We start from the raw sequence: 18,611 nt of genomic DNA, 5'->3' as shown, positions 1-18,611 counted from the left end.
AAAGCTACCGACCATTCTAGTTGTTAAAACTAGATTAAATAATAAGCGAAGACAAATTTTCTTGTCTTCGCTTATTGTATTTGTGTCCCAACGTATTGATTAAAACTAGATAAAAGGGTTACAATAGTGAATATTACCCTACTTGAACTTATTGCCTTTCATTATTAATTATTTGCCTTCCGTATTTTTTCCCTTTACCCATGTGAAAAGAGAATAACGTTAAAGTGTGGTGTCTGAATGAATTTGTCAATTGCAGCATTAGAAAACATGAAATTAAAAGAGTTATACGAGCTTGCGAAAGAATTTAAGATTTCGTATTATAGCAAATTAACGAAAAAAGAATTAATCTTCGCCATTTTAAAAGCTCGAGCAGAAAAAGAAGGTTTCTTTTTCATGGAAGGCGTATTAGAAATTATTCAATCAGAAGGATTTGGATTCCTACGTCCTATCAACTATTCTCCAAGCTCAGAAGATATTTATATCTCAGCTTCGCAAATTCGTCGTTTCGATTTACGTAATGGAGATAAGGTTTCTGGTAAAGTACGACCTCCGAAAGAAAATGAACGCTATTTTGGATTATTACAAGTTGAAGCTGTAAACGGAGATGATCCAGAGTCAGCAAAAGAGCGTGTGCATTTCCCTGCATTAACACCATTATACCCAGATCGCCAAATGAAATTGGAAACGGAACCGAAAAAGTTACCGACACGCATCATGGATTTAATCGCACCAGTTGGATTTGGACAACGTGGTTTAATTGTTGCGCCTCCAAAGGCGGGTAAAACAAGTCTATTAAAAGAAATTGCACACAGTGTTACAACAAATCATCCAGAAGCAGAATTAATTGTGCTTCTAATTGATGAGCGTCCAGAGGAAGTAACAGACATTGAACGTTCTGTTAAGGGCGATGTTGTAAGTTCTACTTTTGATGAAGTACCAGAAAATCATATTAAAGTAGCTGAACTTGTGTTAGAACGTGCAATGCGTCTTGTAGAGCACAAAAAAGACGTTATCATTTTAATGGATAGTATTACCCGTTTAGCGCGAGCTTACAACCTCGTTATTCCCCCAAGTGGTAGAACATTATCGGGTGGTATCGACCCAGCGGCTTTCCATAGACCGAAGCGTTTCTTTGGGGCTGCGCGTAATATTGAAGAGGGCGGTAGCTTAACGATTTTAGCAACAGCGCTTGTTGATACAGGGTCTCGTATGGACGATGTAATTTACGAGGAATTTAAAGGAACTGGAAATATGGAACTTCACTTAGATCGCTCATTAGCTGAGCGTCGTATCTTCCCAGCGATTGATATTCGTCGTTCTGGTACGCGTAAAGAAGATCTATTAATTCCGAAAGAGCATTTAGACAAGTTGTGGGGTATTCGTAAAACAATGCGTGATACACCAGACTTCGTTGAAGGTTTCTTACGTAAACTTCGTCAAACAAAGACAAATGAAGAATTTTTACAAAACATTGTTGCAGACTCAAAAAGGTATGTAACAACTAAGTAAAGGGAAAAGATTGGGACTCGCTTATTTCGTAGTAAGCGAGTTTTTTTATGTTTTTTAGGTGATGTTAAAGGGAGAAGTAAGTGGGAGAACCTTAGCCAGTCAGAGCTGAACGAGCCGTCTCCACTTTTAATTTAAAAAGACAAAAACAGGTAGTTGCAAAATGAAGTTAGCCTTGTTATAATTTCATCATATGTGTTTCATCAATATAGTTGTGTATGCAGCTGAAGATGAAAAACTCTGTTTCGAAAATGATTCAGGGCGGAAGGAGATGAAAAGAATGAAAGCAGGAATTCACCCAGATTACAAGAAAGTTGTATTCATGGACACAAACACAGGCTTCAAATTCTTAAGCGGGTCTACTAAAGGCTCTAGCGAAACTGTTGAGTGGGAAGATGGTAACACTTATCCATTACTAAAAGTTGAGATCAGTTCTGATTCTCACCCATTCTACACTGGACGTCAGAAGTTTGCTACTGCAGACGGACGCGTTGATCGCTTCAATAAGAAATACGGTATCAAGTAATAAAAACATAAAACAGGCAAGTGTATGTATTCGCTTGTCTGTTTTTTTTGCGAAAATATTATACCTTTACCCTACTTTTAACTAAAAAGTAGATGAAAGGAGAGCTTCATGTACTTAATAAATCAAAATGGCTGGATTGAAGTGATTTGCGGTAGTATGTTTTCTGGTAAATCAGAAGAGCTAATCCGCCGTGTGCGCCGCACGCAATTTGCGAAACAACATGCAATTGTATTTAAACCATGTATTGATAATCGTTATAGTGAAGAAGATGTTGTATCACATAACGGATTAAAGGTAAAAGCAGTTCCTGTTTCAGCTTCAAAGGATATATTTGAACATATTACAGAAGAGTTGGATGTTATTGCAATCGATGAGGTGCAATTTTTTGATGGGGACATTGTGGAAGTGGTGCAAGTATTGGCAAATCGTGGCTATCGTGTCATTGTAGCTGGTTTAGACCAAGATTTCCGTGGTCTACCATTTGGACAAGTTCCTCAGCTGATGGCGATTGCTGAACACGTAACAAAACTGCAAGCAGTATGTTCTGCATGTGGATCTCCGGCAAGTCGTACACAACGATTAATTGATGGAGAGCCGGCGGCATTTAATGATCCGATTATTTTAGTTGGAGCTTCAGAATCGTACGAACCACGTTGTCGTCATTGTCATGCAGTTCCTGCAAACAAAAATAAGTAAAACTCGCTTTGTAGGGCGGGTTTTTTTCAAAATAGAGAGAATGAGTGGTGCAAGCCGCTTGCGCTTTTAAATATATCTAGTTCTGGTGGCTAGCTCTTCGCATCTAAGAACCTTCCGCCCGAAAGGTAAAAAGCACCTTTAGGTCGAAAGAACCTTAGTTGGTCAGAGCTGAAAGAGCCACCGCTACTTTTAAATATAATTTGCGTTTTTTTGAGTAAGTACCATATACTATTTGTATTAGATACTAGGATGTAGAGGTGAATGATGTGTTAGATCGTTTGCAAGCTGTAGAAGATCGTTATGAGAAGTTAAATGAATTGTTAAGTGACCCAGAGGTTATTAGCGATACAAATAAGCTTCGTGAGTATTCAAAAGAACAATCTGATATGCAAGAAACGGTAGAGGTGTACCGTGAGTATAAAGATGTTCGTGAGCAATTACGAGATGCAAAAGCAATGTTAGAAGATAAGTTAGACGCTGATATGCGTGAAATGGTTAAGGAAGAAGTCTCTGAATTAGAAGGACAAGAGAAAACATTATCAGAACGTCTGAAAATTTTACTTGTTCCAAAAGACCCTAATGATGATAAAAACGTTATCGTGGAGGTTCGTGGTGCTGCTGGTGGTGATGAGGCAGCTTTATTTGCTGGTGATTTATATCGTATGTATAGCCGTTATGCTGAGGTGCAAGGTTGGAAAACTGAAATTATCGAAGCGAGCTATACAGAGTTAGGTGGATATAAAGAGATTATCTTTATGATTAACGGTAAAGGTGCTTTCGCGAAGCTGAAATTCGAGAATGGTGCTCACCGTGTACAACGTGTTCCTGAAACGGAATCTGGTGGACGTATTCATACATCTACAGCAACTGTAGCTGTATTACCAGAGGCAGAAGAAGTAGAAATTACTATTCATGAAAAAGATGTTCGTGTTGATACATTTGCTTCTAGTGGTCCTGGTGGACAGAGTGTTAATACAACGATGTCAGCGGTACGTTTAACGCATTTACCGACTGGTGTAGTTGTATCTTGTCAGGATGAGAAATCACAGATTAAGAATAAAGAAAAAGCAATGAAAGTATTACGTGCACGTGTTTATGATAAATTCAGACAAGAAGCGCAAGCTGAGTACGATCAAAACCGTAAACAAGCTGTTGGTACGGGAGACCGTTCAGAGCGTATTCGTACGTATAACTTCCCGCAAAACCGTGTAACTGACCATCGAATCGGCTTAACGATTCAAAAGCTAGATCAAATCCTACAAGGTAAGTTAGATGATTTCATCAATGCCTTAGTGATGGAAGATCAGGCGCAAAAGATGGAGGCAGCTGAGTAATGCGTGTCTATGAAGCCCTGAAATGGGCTTCTTCTTTTTTACAGGAAAATGGACGAGATGAAAATGCGGGAGAACTTGTCCTTTGTCATGTATTAAAGACGAACAGAACAGGAATGCTCATGAATATGCGTGAAGAGATAACCGCGGAACAAGAGAAAAGTTTTGCGGAATTTATCCACAAGCACGTGAAAGGTATTCCAATCCAATATATGCTCGGTTATGAAATGTTTTATGGACGCTCGTTTTTTGTGAATGAAGAAGTATTAATACCAAGGCATGAAACGGAAGAGCTTATAGTAGGAGTGCTAGAGCGAATTGAGCGTCACTTTGGTAATGAGAAACTTCATGTAGCGGATATTGGTACAGGTAGTGGAGCAATTTCTATTACGCTCGCTTTAGAAAATAAAAATCTTCATGTGTATACGGTAGATATTGCAAGAGAATCGATTGAAGTTGCAAAAGAAAATGCAAAATTTTTGGGTGCAGAAATAACGTTCTATCACGGTGATTTATTGTCACCATTTTATAAAATAGATCAAAAGTTAGATGTTGTCGTTTCAAACCCTCCATATATACCAGAAGAGGATTGGCGTGGTCTTTCTCCTGTTGTGAAAGAGCATGAACCAAAGAGAGCACTTGTTGGCGGTGAAGATGGATTAGATTTCTATCGCCGTTTTATGGAAGAATTGCCGAACGTGTTGCAGAAGAAAGCAATTGTGGCATTTGAAATTGGAGTAGGGCAAGGTGAGGATGTAAAGGAATTGTTACAACAAGCCTTTCCGCATGCTCATGTTGAAGTTGTTTTTGATATTAACGGAAAAGATCGTATGGTATTTGCAGAGATGGAGTAAGGTTCACGCCTTACTCTATTTTTTTGTGGGGAAAATTCATATAGATTTTGAATTTAATAGTTTAGAAAGATGAAAGTCTGTCCACACTGTTTGTAGAGGGGACGGTGGAGGAAATGAAAAAACAAGTTATTGCTTATCTTCTTCTATTATTAATTGGTGCACAGTTACTTGTGCAGTTTGGATATATGAAAGCTGATGCGAAAGGGCCTTCTGTTATTCCGAAAGAGGCCGTTCGATTAAGAATTTTAGCAAATAGTGATTCAGATAAAGATCAGGCGTTAAAGCGTAAAGTACGCGATGAAGTAAAAGCGCAAATTGATGAATGGGTAGCAGATTTAACGTCATTTGAAGAGGCGCGAAAGGTAATTCAAAGTCATATTCCAGAAATCGAAAAAACAGTGAAAAACACGCTAAAAAAGGAAGGCAGTACAGAGTCATTCCAAGTGAAATTTGGTAAGAATGTAAAGTTTCCTACAAAGGTATATGGGAATTTTATTTATCCAGCAGGAGAATATGAAGCGGTACTCATTACAATTGGAAAAGGTGAAGGGGCGAATTGGTGGTGTGTGTTATTTCCTCCAATGTGTTTCTTAGATTTTTCAAGTGGTACAGCTGTAAGAAAAGAAGAGCATGTTGTGAAGGCTGAATCTCCTGAAGAAGATCAAGTGGAACAAGCTGAAGGGGATATAGTCGATTCACCAAAGATAGAAGAGGATAAGGTGAAGGAAAAGAAAGTTGTAAAACAGGAAGTAGCAAAAAAGGTAACAGCTTCTGAAAAGAAAGTAGTAAAAAGTGAAATAAAAGTAGAAGAACAGCCTGTAAGTAAAGAAGAAACAAAAACAGTGGAAAAAGTGGAGAATCCTGTGGAGAAAAAGCAAGAAAAACAAAATGAGTATGTACAAGTAGAAGAGGAAGAAAAAAAGCCAGAAGTTAAATTATTTATTGTAGAAGCTTTTACATCTTTATTTTCTAAATAGTACTATTAACAAGTCCCTTCTCATATATAAAGATGAGGAGGGATTTATTATGAAGAAAGTGTATTTTGCTACGAAAGAGGATGTAGAAAGATTACATTCTTTTTTCGGACAAGCTAATAAAAAAGATGATAAAATAAATGAGTTATACGCACAATTTATGATTTTGGAAGAGGCGGAAGAAATACGAGCTGTAATTGGATATGAACAAAGTGAAGAAAATGCACTTATTCGTTCTTGTTTATTCACACCTCATGTGGATAAACAGACTTTCTTATATTTTTTTGAAATGTTTTTGCAGTATATGAAAGAAAAAAATATTCGACAATTGTACTTACTAACAAATCATCCACAATCTATAACAATCTTTCAGTTTTTTGACTTTGTCACTATAGAGAGAGAGAAAGTGCCAGAGGGAATTCGACAGCTAGAACACTTTTGTAAAAATATAAAAGAGCCGAATGCAATAATACTAAATTGTCAGCTATTCACAAAGTTATCCACGGATTAATTAGGTTTATCCACATTTTGTGGATAAACCTTGTTTGTCTTTTGGATAAATCTCATAGTAAACTAAAAATAGACAAGTATTTCAGGGTAGAAAAGGACGTGGAAAAAAATGCACACAAATATGTGGGTTGTGGATAATGTTGTGGAAAGAAAAAAATATTATCCACAGTTACAAGAAGCAGCAAGACTATTAAGAGAAAACGAAGCGGTTGCCTTCCCTACGGAAACGGTATATGGGCTAGGTGCAAACGCGATGAATGATGAAGCAATTGCGAAAATTTTTGAAGCAAAAGGGAGACCAAGTGATAATCCACTTATTGTTCACATAGGTACAAAATCTCAGTTAGATGGGATTGTAAATGAAATTCCACCGGTTGCGGAGAAGTTAATGGAACACTTTTGGCCAGGACCATTAACGATTATTTTGCCAAGAAAAGAAGGTATTTCTGAGAAGGTGACGGCAGGTCTTAATACGGTTGGAGTAAGAATGCCGGATCATCCAGTAGCGCTCGCTCTTATTGAGGAGGCGAATGTACCGGTTGCAGCACCGAGTGCGAATCGTTCAGGGCGTCCAAGCCCGACATTAGCTTCTCACGTATATGAAGATTTGAATGGAAAGATTGCAGGTATTGTTGATGGTGGGGCAACGGGAGTAGGCGTTGAATCAACTGTAATCGATTGTACAAGTGAGATTCCAACAATTTTACGTCCAGGCGGGATTACGAAAGAACAATTGGAAGCAGTAATAGGTACTGTTTCTTTAGATCCAGCTTTAAAGGATGAGAAGGAAAAACCGAAATCACCTGGAATGAAATATACACATTATGCACCGAAAGCGCCACTTAGTATTGTTGAAGGATCACGTGAGTTTATTCAGCGTCTTGTGGATAAGAAGAAGGAAGAAGGATTTAAAGTAGGTGTATTAACGACAGAAGAGTATCAGCATGTATATAGTGCAGATGTCGTATTATCTTGTGGTATGCGAAGTGATTTAGCTAGCGTTGCGACCAAATTATATGATGTACTTAGAACGTTTGATGCAAGTGAAGTGGATGTTATTTTTAGTGAGTCGTTCCCGAATGACGGAATAGGGAATGCAATTATGAATCGCTTAACAAAAGCAGCAGGACATCATATTATTACTGAATGATAAGGTACGATTAGCAAACAGAATATTTCTCCTCGGATAAGCATATTTTGAAGTAGCACGTCCGAGGAGGGACATGAATGACGTTTGAACAGCTAATACCTTTAATAATTATGGCATTCGCCTTAGGGATGGATGCGTTCTCGGTGAGTCTTGGTATGGGGATGATGACCTTAAAGTTAAGACAAATCCTGTATATCGGTATGACGATAGGGATTTTTCATATTATCATGCCATTTATAGGAATGGTATTAGGTCGTTTTTTATCAGAGAAGTATGGGGACATTGCACATTTTGCAGGTGCTATTTTATTAATTGGGCTAGGGTTTTATATCGTATATTCGTCTATTTTAGAAAATGAAGAGACTAGAACAGCTCCTATTGGAATTAGTTTATTTGTATTTGCATTTGGCGTCAGTATAGATAGCTTTTCGGTAGGCCTTAGTCTTGGTATTTACGGAGCACAGACGATCATTACAATATTACTTTTTGGATTTATTAGCATGTTATTAGCGTGGTTTGGTTTATTAATTGGTAGACATGCGAAAGGTATACTCGGTACATATGGTGAGATAGTAGGTGGTATCATTCTGGTTGGATTTGGATTATATATCCTTTTTCCTATATAATTTTATGTAGGAGGGAATTATGAACACGCTATTGGAATGGTATGTTAAGTTTTTAACCTTCTTTCCTCGATGGCTAAGAAGACTTATAATTTGGGGTATTATTTTGCAAATTTCGATGTTAGGTTGGATTAAGTTAATTCGTGAATGGTGAGATGGTTCCTTTCTGTGCATATTTTGTTTGTACTATATTTATTGCACTAAAAATTACAGATATAGAAAGGATGAGATGAATGACGAGATTGAAGCAAGTTTTTGGTATTATTATTAGTTTTTTTGTTTTTTGGTTTAGTATGCTCGGTGTACAAATGTTTGCTGAGTTTTTAGATATTGAGTCATTGAAGTTTGTTGCGGGGAAGACTGAGGCAGCGCGTACTTTTTATTCTCCATACCCTTTTTTAATTGTTTTTCTTATTACATTGCTTTCCCTATATTTCCTAGTAATTAAGCTTGGGAAACCGAAAAAAGAGAAATTGCCTGCTTTAGAGGAAAAGAAGGAAGAATTACAATGATAAAATCCCCTGCTATTTAGCAGGGGATTTTATGTTTGATTGATGGAGGTAATTAAGTTACCTTCGCTTTTAGATATATCCAGCTCCAGCGGCTAGAATGGTCGGTGGCTTCGCGTCTTCCTGCGAGGCAAAAAGCGCCTCTACGTCAGAAGCTCCATCCCTCTCCCATTCTGAGCGAGCCGCTTCCACTTTTAGATATATCCAGTTCCAGTGGCCAGCTCTTCGCATCTAAGAACCTCCGCTACTAAAGGTAAAAAGCACCTTTTGTGCGAGAGAACCTTAGCTGGTCAAAGCTAAACGGGCCACTTCCACTTTTAGATTGGCCTAACTAATTCAAATTGTTCTCCTAATTTTGCATAGTTGTGTCCTGCTAGACGGCTTACTGGTTTTAGTCCTTCTGCGTGAATGCGGCCTTTTTCATATAGGTGTTCTGCGACGTGGAAACGAACGATGCGTCCGATTAGTAGATCGCAAGCTGGTGAGTCTTCCGTTCCGCCAAGAGGGATTGCGCGTTCTAGTACGCATTCCATTCGAATGTTCGCTTCTTTCACACCTGGAACAGAGATGACGTCACTTTTAATTGGTGTTAGTTTTGCTAGTTCGATTTCACTCTCGTTTGGCGGAAGGTTAGCTGCTGTTTCATTAATCGCTTCTATGTAAGATTCGTCAGAAATATGTACAACAAACTCTCCTTGTTCCATTGCGTTTCGGGAAGTATCTTTCGGTGTTCCTGCTTTTCGTTGTACAGAAACTGAAATAAGTGGTGGATTAGCAGCAACAATATTGAAATAACTATAAGGCGCTCCATTTAATACACCGTCTTTTGTTATAGAAGTAACGAATGCGACGGGACGTGGAATAATGCTGCCCGTTAATAATTTGTAATTCTCTTTTTCCGTTTGTTCATTTGGATTAATTGATAACATGTTTAAAATCTCCCTTCTGAATATGACGACTTATTGTTTGTTTACAAGATGTTAGTGGGAAACTCCTGCTGGAAATAATATTTTTTTAATGATGTAAAAAAGAGATTACCTCAATTATACTGAAGTAATCTCTTTTTAAGTAAACATCTTGAAATTGAGATAAATATTAAAGTAAAACGTATGCGCCAGGCCCGATTAAAGCGACACCAACAGCGACAGCGATTAACATTAAATTATATTCAAATCCGTCTTGTGTTACCCAGTAACCATTTTTTCCGTGAACAGTGAAGATTGCCATTAACATTGTTCCAACAATAAATAATGAACCAATTACAGTGAAAATACCTGATGCGAATAAGAAACCACCTAGTAATTCAGTTGCACCAGCCATAAATGCCATAAATACACCAGGGCGTAAACCGATTGATTCCATCCAACCGCCTGTTCCTTTTAAGCCATAACCACCGAACCAACCGAATAATTTTTGAGCACCATGACCCATGAATGTAATTCCTATAATAAGACGAATAATAAGAAGACCGAAATCCATCATTTTTGAAAACCTCCTAAAAGTTTATTAACTTACCTTATGTAAGTAATAATAAAATAGTTACTTACTTTAGTCAAGTTAATTTCGAAAAAAGTTTGAATTAAATTTTACAAATTAACGACAAAAAATAAAATGTAGTAAAGACCTCTAGACAAGTTGGGCGAAAAAAGAGAAAATATAAGTAGAAGTTAACTTCTTATTGTTATTCAGACAATCAGAATTGACTGGAATTTTGTGAAGCGCTACAATAAGAGTCTATTAGTAATGACGTAATTTATTTCGAAAGCGTTTTTACAGTATAATATTCGAAGTATGAAGTCTTACATGTATCCCGAGCTTTACTAGGGATTGCCCTATAAACTTTTAGGTAAATTATAAGGAGGACTATCCTATGTTTAAAAAATTATTCGGTCTTGGTTCAAAAACAAATGAAGAAACAATTGTAGCTCCATTAACTGGAGCAGTGAAAAATATTGAAGAAGTACCAGATCCAGTATTCGCTGGTCGTATGATGGGTGACGGTGTTGCAATCGATCCTACTGAAGGTGTAGTTGTATCTCCAGTTGATGGTGAAATCGTACAATTATTCCACACGAAACATGCTATCGGAATTAAAGCGAAAAACGGTACAGAAATTTTAATCCACGTTGGATTAGAAACTGTAAAAATGGAAGGCGAAGGTTTCGAAGCTCACGTTTCTGAAGGACAAGCTGTAAAAGCTGGAGATAAATTAATCTCATTCGACTTAGAATTAATCCGTGAAAAAGCGAAAAGCACGATTACTCCAATCGTTATTACAAACACAGATGCAGCTGAGTCTATTAAAACAACTGTAGGTGTAACAGCTACAAAAGGTTCAACAGAAGTAATGAAAGTTACAATGAAATAATTGTTGTATAAAAGGAATCCGTTTCATATGAAATGGATTCCTTATTTTTTGTTGTATGTTTAGTAGGTATGTTAAAATACTCTAGGCACTTGGAAATAGGGTTTCACATATATGTGGATAGGCGCATTTTTCTTAGAAAAATGCGCCTTTTGTATATTCACATTTCTTTTGTTCCATCCTAATGTAAGCTATTATTAAAGGGAAAAGATACAATATAAGGGGTGGGTTTGGATGAAACGAGTGTTATTTGTTTGCACTGGCAATACATGTCGTAGTCCGATGGCTGAGGCGTTACTTCGTCATCATGGAGGAGATAAGTTTGAAGTGCAATCTGCTGGTGTTTTCGCCTATCCTGGAAGCGATGCATCGATATATGCGAAGGAAGCTTTAGCTGAAAAAGGAATTTCAATCGATCATGCCGCGCAGCAGGTAAATGAAGCTTTGCTTGATTGGGCTGATATTGTCGTAACGATGACAGAAAATCATAAGCAAATTGTACTTGGTCACTATCCGAGTGTTGAAAAGAAATTGAATACATTATATGGACTCACTGAAGGTATAGGTAAAGACATTTCAGATCCTTTTGGAGGATCGCTTTCTATTTATAAAGAAACGTTAGATGAGATGGAAAAACTTGTACAAACTTTACTGAAAAAACATTCAGAGGGTTGATGTTTCGTGTATAATACGATATTGGAGATCACTTCGTCCTATTGAGGTAGCGAGTGTGAAATGAAGATAATTGATTGAAACTTTGGAGGGGTAAAAATGAAAGTAGTAATAGCATCTGATCACGGCGGTATGAATATCCGTAAAGAACTTGTAAGTTTATTAGAAGAATTAAATATTGAATATATTGATTTAGGTTGTGAATGTGAAGCTGGTTCAGTTGATTACCCTGATTTTGCATTTCCAGCAGCGGAAATGGTAGCAAATGGTGAAGTAGATCGTGGTATTTTAGTTTGTGGGACAGGCATCGGTATGTCAATCGCGGCAAACAAAGTAAACGGTATTCGTTGTGCGTTAGTTCATGATACTTTCAGTGCGAAAGCAACGAGAGAGCATAATGACACTAACATGCTAGCAATGGGCGAGCGTGTAATTGGTGCTGGTCTAGCGCGTGATATCGCAAAAATTTGGTTAACAACTGACTATGAAGGTGGTCGTCACGAAAACCGCGTAGGAAAAATTAAAACATACGAAACAAAGTAATAGATTCTAACTATCAGTAGTGTGAAATATAATTTGGTGAACCAACCTGTGAAAGGAAGAGGCGTAATGACAGAAATCGTAAAGGTAAGAGAACAGCTACAAATATCGCTTTCTGATTTCCAAGAACAAGCTTCATTGCAAAGTGGTCAAATTTTTGTAGTGGGGTGTAGCACGAGCGAAGTGCTAGGAGAAAGAATTGGAACATCAGGAACGATGGAAGTAGCAGAGGCGATTTTTTCTGAGTTAAAACAATTTCAAGAGCAAACAGGTATTGAGTTAGCGTTCCAATGTTGTGAGCATTTAAACCGTGCTTTAGTAGTTGAGAGAGAAGTAGCGATAAAATATCAATTTGAAATTGTAACAGTTACGCCTGTTAGATCAGCAGGTGGTGCATTGGGGACATATGCGTATCACAATTTGAAAGATCCGGTAGTAGTTGAATTTATTAAAGCGGATGCTGGAATGGATATTGGTGATACATTTATTGGTATGCATTTAAAGCATGTAGCTGTTCCAGTTCGTACAAGTTTGAAGGAAATTGGAAATGCACATGTAACGATGGCGAAAACACGTGGAAAACTAATAGGTGGAGCACGTGCTGTTTATGCAGCGGAGGAAGAAACGATTACTTGCCGTTAAATGCGAAAAATGAGGAAGTCATATAGCAGCTTTTTATCATAGGATAAAAGGTATGTTGTCTGACTTTATAATAGAAGAAAGAAAAGACCGATTTTCGGTCTTTTTTTTCTTTTATGATATAGAAAGTCATGTTAGAATGTAGTTGAAAACATGAAGGTTCGAAAGAATTACAACCTGAATTTTCGTTTTTTCTGAATAAATAAGAAAAAACTGTTGGGAATTGATGTAATTCGTTCAGAAAAGGGGGATTTTGGTGGATCATTTAAAACGTCAAGACGAAAAGGTATTTGCTGCAATTGAGGCAGAACTAGGAAGACAGCGTTCAAAGATTGAGTTAATCGCTTCGGAGAACTTCGTAAGTGAAGCAGTAATGGAGGCGCAAGGTTCTGTTTTAACGAATAAGTATGCTGAAGGATATCCTGGAAAACGTTACTACGGTGGTTGTGAACACGTAGACGTAGTAGAAGATATCGCACGTGATCGCGTAAAAGAAATTTTCGGTGCAGAGCACGTAAATGTTCAACCACATTCTGGTGCACAAGCGAACATGGCAGTATATTTCACAATTCTAGAGCAAGGCGATACAGTACTTGGTATGAATTTATCTCATGGTGGTCACTTAACACACGGAAGCCCTGTTAACTTCAGTGGAGTACAATATAATTTCGTAGAATATGGCGTGGATGCTGACTCTCACCGTATTAATTACGATGATGTATTAGCAAAAGCGAAAGAACATAAACCAAAATTAATCGTAGCAGGTGCAAGTGCATACCCTCGTGTTATCGATTTCAAACGATTCCGTGAGATTGCAGATGAAGTGGGCGCATACTTAATGGTTGATATGGCACATATCGCTGGTTTAGTAGCTGCTGGTTTACATCCAAACCCAGTACCACATGCACATTTTGTTACAACAACAACACATAAAACATTACGTGGTCCACGTGGTGGTATGATTTTATGTGAAGAGCAATTTGCAAAACAAATTGATAAATCAATTTTCCCAGGTATTCAAGGTGGCCCACTTATGCATGTAATCGCTGCAAAAGCTGTTGCATTTGGTGAGGTGCTTCAAGATGACTTTAAAACATATGCACAAAATATCATTAATAATGCGAACCGCTTAGCTGAAGGCCTTCAAAAAGAAGGACTTACACTTGTTTCTGGTGGAACAGACAATCACTTAATCTTGATTGATGTTCGTAACTTAGAAATCACAGGTAAAGTAGCAGAGCACGTATTAGATGAAGTTGGTATTACAGTGAACAAAAATACAATCCCATTTGAAACAGCAAGCCCATTTGTAACAAGTGGCGTACGTATCGGTACGGCAGCTGTAACATCTCGTGGTTTCGGTTTAGAAGACATGGATGAAATTGCTGCACTGATTGCTTATACATTAAAAAATCATGAAAATGAAGCTGCATTAGAAGAAGCACGTAAGCGTGTAGAAGCGTTAACGAGCAAATTCCCAATGTATACAGATCTATAATAGATTGAAAAAGACTGCTGAAACGTACTTGTTTTAGCAGTTTTTTTTGAGGACATATATTGTTTTTAAAGTATGTATACAAATGATGAATAAATTTTGGCGATATAATGAAGGATACAGCTCCCATTATTGGTAAAGATACTAGATAGATTCATCGTAAAATCATGATTTTGCCAAATTTGCCCTTGAATATTAGTAGCGTTTTCTTTACAATCGTAAATAGTGTAAAAAAGCGTGCAAACGCATGAATATCATCTAAAGGAGAGATTCACATGGGAAAACTGTATGTATTTGATCACCCGTTAATTCAACATAAGATTACATATATTCGCGATAAGAATACAGGTACGAAAGATTTTCGTGAATTAGTGGACGAAGTAGCAAGCTTAATGGCTTTCGAAATTACTCGCGACCTTCCACTTAAAGACATTGAAATTGAAACGCCTGTAAGTAAAGCGACAACAAAAGTGATCGCTGGTAAAAAACTTGGTTTAATTCCGATTTTACGTGCAGGTTTAGGAATGGTTGATGGAATTCTGAAATTAATTCCAGCAGCAAAAGTAGGACACGTTGGTTTATACCGTGACCCTGAAACATTGCAACCGGTAGAATACTATGTGAAACTTCCAACGGATGTAGAAGAGCGTGACTTTATCGTACTAGATCCGATGCTAGCAACAGGTGGTTCTGCAGCTGAAGCAATTAACTCTCTAAAAAAACGCGGTGCGAAACAAATTAAATTAATGTGTATCGTAGCTGCTCCAGAAGGAGTAAAAGTAGTACAAGAAGAGCATCCTGATGTTGATATTTATGTAGCAGCATTAGATGAAAAGTTAAATGACCACGGTTATGTAGTGCCAGGTCTTGGTGATGCTGGTGACCGTTTATTCGGAACGAAGTAAGACAACTGACGAGAGGGGATTCCCTACTCGTCTTTTTTTTGTCCCGGGTATGCAGGCAGGGGAGGGGGATAAATATGCAACGTGTATACAACATAAGTTGCATACACAACACATATAATATAGAAGTCTTACGTCTAAGGAGCACTATATTATGGAAGGAAAGCGTTATATCTTAAAAATATAATAGTGACAAACTTGTGAACATTTCCTTCTATTATAAAGAGAAAACTGTTAGAAATTGCATATCTCTAACCAGTATTTAGAAGGGGAACGTTTTCATTTTTGGGAGGAAATGCCTAATACTCAAATTTTTTGATTTTTTACGATTTCTCGTTGACACTGTTAATACCCTATTGTATGCTAACAACGGGGATAGATGGTAGGGCTTTCAGTGACAAAAATACATCTATTCCGTGACGAAAATGTAAACTTTTTATTTTGTATAGGATTTATGCAAAAAAATGAGTTATTATTAACACATCGTGAATGAGGGTTACATATTGGAGGGATGAATCCTTGCAAAAAAACGACCGCAGCCATATAAAAGCTTATGCTTTAATGTCAGGAATTCTTGCTCAATTAGTCGGTTCTATTCTTATTGGAATCTTTGGTGGGCAGTGGATTGATAATAAGGTTGGAACGTTTCCATTGTTTCTTATTATAGGTTTATTACTAGGATTAGGAACAGGGGTATACGCAATGATTCGACTCATTCGACATTACTATTCGGGAGAGCAATGATGATAGACGTACATGGACTTGTCCAAAGACAAAAGAAATATATGTACTACTTGCTTGCGCTTCTAGTGCTAGGATGGGGATTCACCTCTTACAAGGATGTATTTCTTGGGCTGATTATCGGAACGATTTTCAGTTTTCTTAGTTTGCGCATCATTGCACGTAGAACAGACAAGCTGTTAGATCGCGTAACGAATGGAGAAAACGTGAAGTTTAAGGCAACAGCGGTAAGTACATATTCGAGATTCGCGACAATTGGGTTATTAATTTTATTTGCAGCCAAATATCAAGAGTTAATTGCGATGTGGGGCTTAGGTGTAGGATTGCTGACAGGATATCTTGTCATGATCATAGATTTTCTTTATTTAGAGTATAAGAGCAGGGAAGAGAGGTGAATTACTAGTGGAACACGGTAAATTAGTTGAATTTCTAGGTTTAACGTTCGATTTGTCATCAGTTATGATGGTTACTGTAGCAGCAGTTATTGTTTTCTTAATCGCAGTTATAGGAACTCGCAGCTTAGCTCTTCGCCCAACAGGAATGCAAAATTTCATGGAATGGGTGTTTGACTTCGTGAAAGGGATTATCAATAGTACGATGGACTGGAAAACAGGTGGACGTTTCTTAACGCTTGGCGTTACGCTTATCATGTTTATCATCGTATCGAACTTCCTTGGTTTACCATTCATGTATTCAACAGTTGAGGCTGGCGAACATATTGCATGGTGGAGATCACCAACGTCTGATCCAGCAGTTACATTAACATTAGCCGTGATGGTAGTTACCCTCACCCATTATTATGGAATTAAGATGAAGGGTACGAAAGAATACGTTAAAGGTTATTTCCAACCTATGAAATTCTTATTCCCATTAAAGGTTATTGAGGAGTTTGCTAACACATTAACGTTAGGTCTTCGTTTGTTCGGTAACATTTATGCAGGTGAAATCCTGTTAGGATTACTTGCTAAGTTAGGCGGAGCATCAGTTCTTGGAGCATTAGGTGCGCTTGTACCGATGTTAGCATGGATGGGATTCAGTGTATTCGTTGGATCAATCCAGTCATTTATTTTCGTTATGTTAACGATGGTTTATATGGCTCATAAAGTAAGCCATGACCATTAATATAATTTAAGTAAGAAAAAATTTATTTTTTTATAATACAAAGGAGGACAAATTAAATGAGTTTAGGTGTAATCGCAGCTGCAATTGCAATTGGTTTATCAGCATTAGGTGCAGGTATTGGTAACGGTCTTATCGTATCACGTACAATCGAAGGTGTTGCTCGTCAACCAGAATTAAAAGGCGCACTTCAAACAATTATGTTCATCGGGGTTGCTTTAGTTGAGGCACTTCCAATCATCGGTGTAGTTATTGCTTTCATCGTAATGAACAAATAAGGGAGACTCCCCTTACATAGATGGCGAAGAGTGTTTTTTGAACTTTCTTCGCCATTGCTTTATGAACGAAACGTATGTCTTTTTTTTTCATATGATCAATTTAGATATTTTGAAGGGAGTGAATCCTTGTGCCAACTTTATTATTAGGGGCTGCCATTCCATTTGGAACGATTGCTTATACATTGTTCATTTTCTTACTTCTATTAGTAATGCTACGCAAATTTGCGTGGGGTCCTTTAATGGGAATTATGAAAGAACGTGAAGAGCATGTTACTAGTGAAATCGACGCTGCAGAAAGAAGTAACGCTGAAGCGAAGAAATTAGTAGAAGAACAACGTGAAATGTTAAAACAATCGCGTGTTGAAGCACAAGAGTTAATCGAAAGAGCGAAAAAACAAGCTGTAGATCAAAAAGATGTGATTGTTGCTGCTGCGAAAGAAGAAGCAGAATCAATTAAAGCATCTGCTGTACAAGAAATTCAACGCGAAAAAGAGCAAGCGATTGCTGCTTTACAAGAACAAGTCGCTTCTTTATCTGTTCAAATTGCTTCTAAAGTAATTGAAAAAGAGTTAAAAGAAGAAGATCAAGTGAAGTTAATTCGCGATTATATTAAAGAAGTAGGAGAAGCGCGATGAGCAATGGGATTGTAGCAAAACGTTATGCTGTCGCTCTTTTTAAAATTGCAAAAGAAAAACACGTATTAGAAATGTTTGAAGAGGAATTACGCCTTGTACAAAACGTTTATGTAAAGAACGGAGAACTACATAGCTTTTTAACGCAACCGAACATTTCAAAAGAGCAGAAGAAAACGTTTCTTGCAAACGTATTCGGATCTGTTTCTGAATCTATTTTAAATACGTTATATATTTTAATTGATAACAAGCGCATTGAAATCTTACCTGAAATTGCAGATGAATATGTTGTTCTTGCTAATGAAGAACGTAACGTAGCGGATGCAACTGTGTATTCTACTCGTCTTCTATCTGAAGAAGAGAAGCTTAACGTTGCAGAAGCATTTGCAAAGAGAACGGGAAAAGATGCAATTCGCGTGAAAAATGTTGTAGATGAAGATTTACTAGGCGGCATTAAAGTACGTATTGGAAATCGCATTTATGATGGAAGTTTACAAGGAAAATTAGCACGTATTCAACGTGAATTAATGAAGAATAGATAGGGGTGAA

At 37.5% G+C, this 18,611-nt stretch carries 26 protein-coding genes; 24 read left to right on the top strand and 2 right to left on the bottom strand.

Going from position 1 to position 18,611, the window contains the following annotated elements; genetic code table 11:
• Nucleotides 1-237: 237 nt before the first annotated feature.
• The 11 genes from rho to JDS81_RS17150 all read left to right on the top strand — a co-directional run bounded on the left by rho (nt 238) and on the right by JDS81_RS17150 (nt 8,682).
• A complete protein-coding gene (gene rho / locus JDS81_RS17195) occupies nt 238-1,509 on the top strand; it encodes a transcription termination factor Rho (protein WP_001053898.1) in 1,272 nt (423 codons plus the stop codon).
• 277 nt (nt 1,510-1,786) lie between these two features.
• Nucleotides 1,787-2,032, top strand: a complete 246-nt coding sequence (locus JDS81_RS17190) for a type B 50S ribosomal protein L31 (RefSeq protein ID WP_000643435.1) — start codon at nt 1,787-1,789, stop codon at nt 2,030-2,032.
• A gap of 108 nt (nt 2,033-2,140) precedes the next feature.
• A complete protein-coding gene (locus tag JDS81_RS17185) occupies nt 2,141-2,728 on the top strand; it encodes a thymidine kinase (protein ID WP_000280853.1) in 588 nt (195 codons plus the stop codon).
• A gap of 266 nt (nt 2,729-2,994) precedes the next feature.
• Entirely contained in the window at nt 2,995-4,062 is a 1,068-nt protein-coding gene (gene prfA / locus JDS81_RS17180; RefSeq protein WP_000887062.1) for a peptide chain release factor 1, read from the top strand.
• Nucleotides 4,062-4,913 (top strand): peptide chain release factor N(5)-glutamine methyltransferase, encoded by an 852-nt coding sequence (gene prmC / locus JDS81_RS17175; RefSeq protein WP_199688602.1) that lies wholly within the window; start codon nt 4,062-4,064, stop codon nt 4,911-4,913. Before prfA ends, prmC begins: the two co-directional genes overlap by 1 nt.
• 113 nt (nt 4,914-5,026) lie before the next feature.
• A complete protein-coding gene (spoIIR, locus tag JDS81_RS17170) occupies nt 5,027-5,890 on the top strand; it encodes a stage II sporulation protein R (protein ID WP_097954093.1) in 864 nt (287 codons plus the stop codon).
• A 49-nt stretch (nt 5,891-5,939) separates the two neighbouring features.
• Nucleotides 5,940-6,398 carry a GNAT family N-acetyltransferase gene (locus JDS81_RS17165; RefSeq protein ID WP_000758449.1) on the top strand — a complete coding sequence of 153 codons (459 nt, stop codon included), beginning with the start codon at nt 5,940-5,942 and terminating at the stop codon, nt 6,396-6,398.
• 108 nt (nt 6,399-6,506) lie between these two features.
• Nucleotides 6,507-7,547, top strand: coding sequence for an L-threonylcarbamoyladenylate synthase (locus JDS81_RS17160; protein ID WP_016107303.1), 1,041 nt, complete (start codon nt 6,507-6,509; stop codon nt 7,545-7,547).
• Between the two features lie 77 nt (nt 7,548-7,624).
• Entirely contained in the window at nt 7,625-8,173 is a 549-nt protein-coding gene (locus tag JDS81_RS17155) for a manganese efflux pump MntP (protein ID WP_000142481.1), read from the top strand.
• A 19-nt stretch (nt 8,174-8,192) separates the two neighbouring features.
• Nucleotides 8,193-8,324, top strand: coding sequence for a hypothetical protein (locus JDS81_RS30755; RefSeq protein WP_001094286.1), 132 nt, complete (start codon nt 8,193-8,195; stop codon nt 8,322-8,324).
• Nucleotides 8,325-8,403: 79 nt separating this feature from the next.
• Entirely contained in the window at nt 8,404-8,682 is a 279-nt protein-coding gene (locus JDS81_RS17150) for a DUF3935 domain-containing protein (RefSeq protein WP_000197482.1), read from the top strand.
• 314 nt (nt 8,683-8,996) lie between these two features.
• Here JDS81_RS17150 and JDS81_RS17145 read toward each other — a convergent pair whose 3' ends face one another.
• Together JDS81_RS17145 and JDS81_RS17140 are read right to left on the bottom strand one after the other, a co-directional pair.
• Nucleotides 8,997-9,608 (bottom strand): flavin reductase family protein, encoded by a 612-nt coding sequence (locus JDS81_RS17145; protein ID WP_000949059.1) that lies wholly within the window; start codon nt 9,606-9,608, stop codon nt 8,997-8,999.
• 166 nt (nt 9,609-9,774) lie between these two features.
• Nucleotides 9,775-10,161, bottom strand: coding sequence for a DoxX family protein (locus JDS81_RS17140; protein WP_000968621.1), 387 nt, complete (start codon nt 10,159-10,161; stop codon nt 9,775-9,777).
• 388 nt (nt 10,162-10,549) lie between these two features.
• On the opposite strand from JDS81_RS17140, the gene JDS81_RS17135 reads away from it, so the two are divergent.
• From JDS81_RS17135 to atpH, 13 genes are all read left to right on the top strand, one after another.
• The gene (locus JDS81_RS17135) at nt 10,550-11,047 is read left to right on the top strand and encodes a PTS sugar transporter subunit IIA (protein ID WP_000473666.1); all 498 of its coding nucleotides are present in this window, start codon (nt 10,550-10,552) and stop codon (nt 11,045-11,047) included.
• 231 nt (nt 11,048-11,278) lie between these two features.
• Nucleotides 11,279-11,719 (top strand): low molecular weight protein arginine phosphatase, encoded by a 441-nt coding sequence (locus JDS81_RS17130; RefSeq protein WP_000832365.1) that lies wholly within the window; start codon nt 11,279-11,281, stop codon nt 11,717-11,719.
• A gap of 96 nt (nt 11,720-11,815) precedes the next feature.
• Entirely contained in the window at nt 11,816-12,259 is a 444-nt protein-coding gene (gene rpiB / locus JDS81_RS17125; RefSeq protein WP_000869542.1) for a ribose 5-phosphate isomerase B, read from the top strand.
• Between the two features lie 48 nt (nt 12,260-12,307).
• On the top strand, nt 12,308-12,898 hold the full coding sequence (locus JDS81_RS17120; RefSeq protein ID WP_142311467.1) for a TIGR01440 family protein: 591 nt from the start codon (nt 12,308-12,310) through the stop codon (nt 12,896-12,898).
• Nucleotides 12,899-13,151: 253 nt separating this feature from the next.
• Nucleotides 13,152-14,393 carry a serine hydroxymethyltransferase gene (glyA, locus tag JDS81_RS17115; protein ID WP_000349812.1) on the top strand — a complete coding sequence of 414 codons (1,242 nt, stop codon included), beginning with the start codon at nt 13,152-13,154 and terminating at the stop codon, nt 14,391-14,393.
• Between the two features lie 272 nt (nt 14,394-14,665).
• The gene (upp, locus tag JDS81_RS17110; protein ID WP_000517536.1) at nt 14,666-15,295 is read left to right on the top strand and encodes a uracil phosphoribosyltransferase; all 630 of its coding nucleotides are present in this window, start codon (nt 14,666-14,668) and stop codon (nt 15,293-15,295) included.
• Between the two features lie 376 nt (nt 15,296-15,671).
• Nucleotides 15,672-15,785 carry a DUF4024 domain-containing protein gene (locus tag JDS81_RS17105; protein ID WP_000232961.1) on the top strand — a complete coding sequence of 38 codons (114 nt, stop codon included), beginning with the start codon at nt 15,672-15,674 and terminating at the stop codon, nt 15,783-15,785.
• A gap of 26 nt (nt 15,786-15,811) precedes the next feature.
• A complete protein-coding gene (locus JDS81_RS17100) occupies nt 15,812-16,036 on the top strand; it encodes an AtpZ/AtpI family protein (protein WP_001171219.1) in 225 nt (74 codons plus the stop codon).
• A complete protein-coding gene (locus JDS81_RS17095; protein WP_000567600.1) occupies nt 16,036-16,428 on the top strand; it encodes an ATP synthase subunit I in 393 nt (130 codons plus the stop codon). Before JDS81_RS17100 ends, JDS81_RS17095 begins: the two co-directional genes overlap by 1 nt.
• Nucleotides 16,429-16,435: 7 nt before the next feature.
• The gene (gene atpB, locus JDS81_RS17090; RefSeq protein ID WP_000399876.1) at nt 16,436-17,155 is read left to right on the top strand and encodes a F0F1 ATP synthase subunit A; all 720 of its coding nucleotides are present in this window, start codon (nt 16,436-16,438) and stop codon (nt 17,153-17,155) included.
• A 56-nt stretch (nt 17,156-17,211) separates the two neighbouring features.
• Nucleotides 17,212-17,430 (top strand): F0F1 ATP synthase subunit C, encoded by a 219-nt coding sequence (gene atpE, locus JDS81_RS17085; RefSeq protein WP_000052064.1) that lies wholly within the window; start codon nt 17,212-17,214, stop codon nt 17,428-17,430.
• A 128-nt stretch (nt 17,431-17,558) separates the two neighbouring features.
• On the top strand, nt 17,559-18,065 hold the full coding sequence (gene atpF, locus JDS81_RS17080) for a F0F1 ATP synthase subunit B (protein WP_001142619.1): 507 nt from the start codon (nt 17,559-17,561) through the stop codon (nt 18,063-18,065).
• Complete coding sequence (gene atpH / locus JDS81_RS17075) at nt 18,062-18,604, top strand: F0F1 ATP synthase subunit delta (RefSeq protein ID WP_000064687.1); 543 nt, start codon at nt 18,062-18,064, stop codon at nt 18,602-18,604. The genes atpF and atpH overlap by 4 nt, the downstream gene beginning before the upstream one ends.
• Nucleotides 18,605-18,611: the final 7 nt, after the last annotated feature.

Source organism: Bacillus cereus group sp. N31 (assembly GCF_016483245.1).
GTDB classification, from domain to species: Bacteria; Bacillota; Bacilli; order Bacillales; family Bacillaceae_G; genus Bacillus_A; species Bacillus_A toyonensis.
Note: the sequence above shows the minus strand (reverse complement) of the source record. Positions and strands in the feature narration are given on the sequence as shown.

What these genes read in the sequence shown, in the direction of transcription:
- rho (WP_001053898.1), top strand. Translation starts at nt 238, where the DNA reads ATGAATTTGTCAATTGCAGCATTAGAAAACATGAAATTAAAAGAGTTA.
- JDS81_RS17190 (WP_000643435.1), top strand. Translation starts at nt 1,787, where the DNA reads ATGAAAGCAGGAATTCACCCAGATTACAAGAAAGTTGTATTCATGGAC.
- JDS81_RS17185 (WP_000280853.1), top strand. Translation starts at nt 2,141, where the DNA reads ATGTACTTAATAAATCAAAATGGCTGGATTGAAGTGATTTGCGGTAGT.
- prmC (WP_199688602.1), top strand. Translation starts at nt 4,062, where the DNA reads ATGCGTGTCTATGAAGCCCTGAAATGGGCTTCTTCTTTTTTACAGGAA.
- spoIIR (WP_097954093.1), top strand. Translation starts at nt 5,027, where the DNA reads ATGAAAAAACAAGTTATTGCTTATCTTCTTCTATTATTAATTGGTGCA.
- JDS81_RS17165 (WP_000758449.1), top strand. Translation starts at nt 5,940, where the DNA reads ATGAAGAAAGTGTATTTTGCTACGAAAGAGGATGTAGAAAGATTACAT.
- JDS81_RS17160 (WP_016107303.1), top strand. Translation starts at nt 6,507, where the DNA reads ATGCACACAAATATGTGGGTTGTGGATAATGTTGTGGAAAGAAAAAAA.
- JDS81_RS17155 (WP_000142481.1), top strand. Translation starts at nt 7,625, where the DNA reads ATGACGTTTGAACAGCTAATACCTTTAATAATTATGGCATTCGCCTTA.
- JDS81_RS30755 (WP_001094286.1), top strand. Translation starts at nt 8,193, where the DNA reads ATGAACACGCTATTGGAATGGTATGTTAAGTTTTTAACCTTCTTTCCT.
- JDS81_RS17150 (WP_000197482.1), top strand. Translation starts at nt 8,404, where the DNA reads ATGACGAGATTGAAGCAAGTTTTTGGTATTATTATTAGTTTTTTTGTT.
- JDS81_RS17145 (WP_000949059.1), bottom strand. Translation starts at nt 9,608, where the DNA reads ATGTTATCAATTAATCCAAATGAACAAACGGAAAAAGAGAATTACAAA.
- JDS81_RS17140 (WP_000968621.1), bottom strand. Translation starts at nt 10,161, where the DNA reads ATGATGGATTTCGGTCTTCTTATTATTCGTCTTATTATAGGAATTACA.
- JDS81_RS17135 (WP_000473666.1), top strand. Translation starts at nt 10,550, where the DNA reads ATGTTTAAAAAATTATTCGGTCTTGGTTCAAAAACAAATGAAGAAACA.
- JDS81_RS17130 (WP_000832365.1), top strand. Translation starts at nt 11,279, where the DNA reads ATGAAACGAGTGTTATTTGTTTGCACTGGCAATACATGTCGTAGTCCG.
- rpiB (WP_000869542.1), top strand. Translation starts at nt 11,816, where the DNA reads ATGAAAGTAGTAATAGCATCTGATCACGGCGGTATGAATATCCGTAAA.
- upp (WP_000517536.1), top strand. Translation starts at nt 14,666, where the DNA reads ATGGGAAAACTGTATGTATTTGATCACCCGTTAATTCAACATAAGATT.
- JDS81_RS17105 (WP_000232961.1), top strand. Translation starts at nt 15,672, where the DNA reads ATGGTAGGGCTTTCAGTGACAAAAATACATCTATTCCGTGACGAAAAT.
- JDS81_RS17095 (WP_000567600.1), top strand. Translation starts at nt 16,036, where the DNA reads ATGATAGACGTACATGGACTTGTCCAAAGACAAAAGAAATATATGTAC.
- atpE (WP_000052064.1), top strand. Translation starts at nt 17,212, where the DNA reads ATGAGTTTAGGTGTAATCGCAGCTGCAATTGCAATTGGTTTATCAGCA.
- atpH (WP_000064687.1), top strand. Translation starts at nt 18,062, where the DNA reads ATGAGCAATGGGATTGTAGCAAAACGTTATGCTGTCGCTCTTTTTAAA.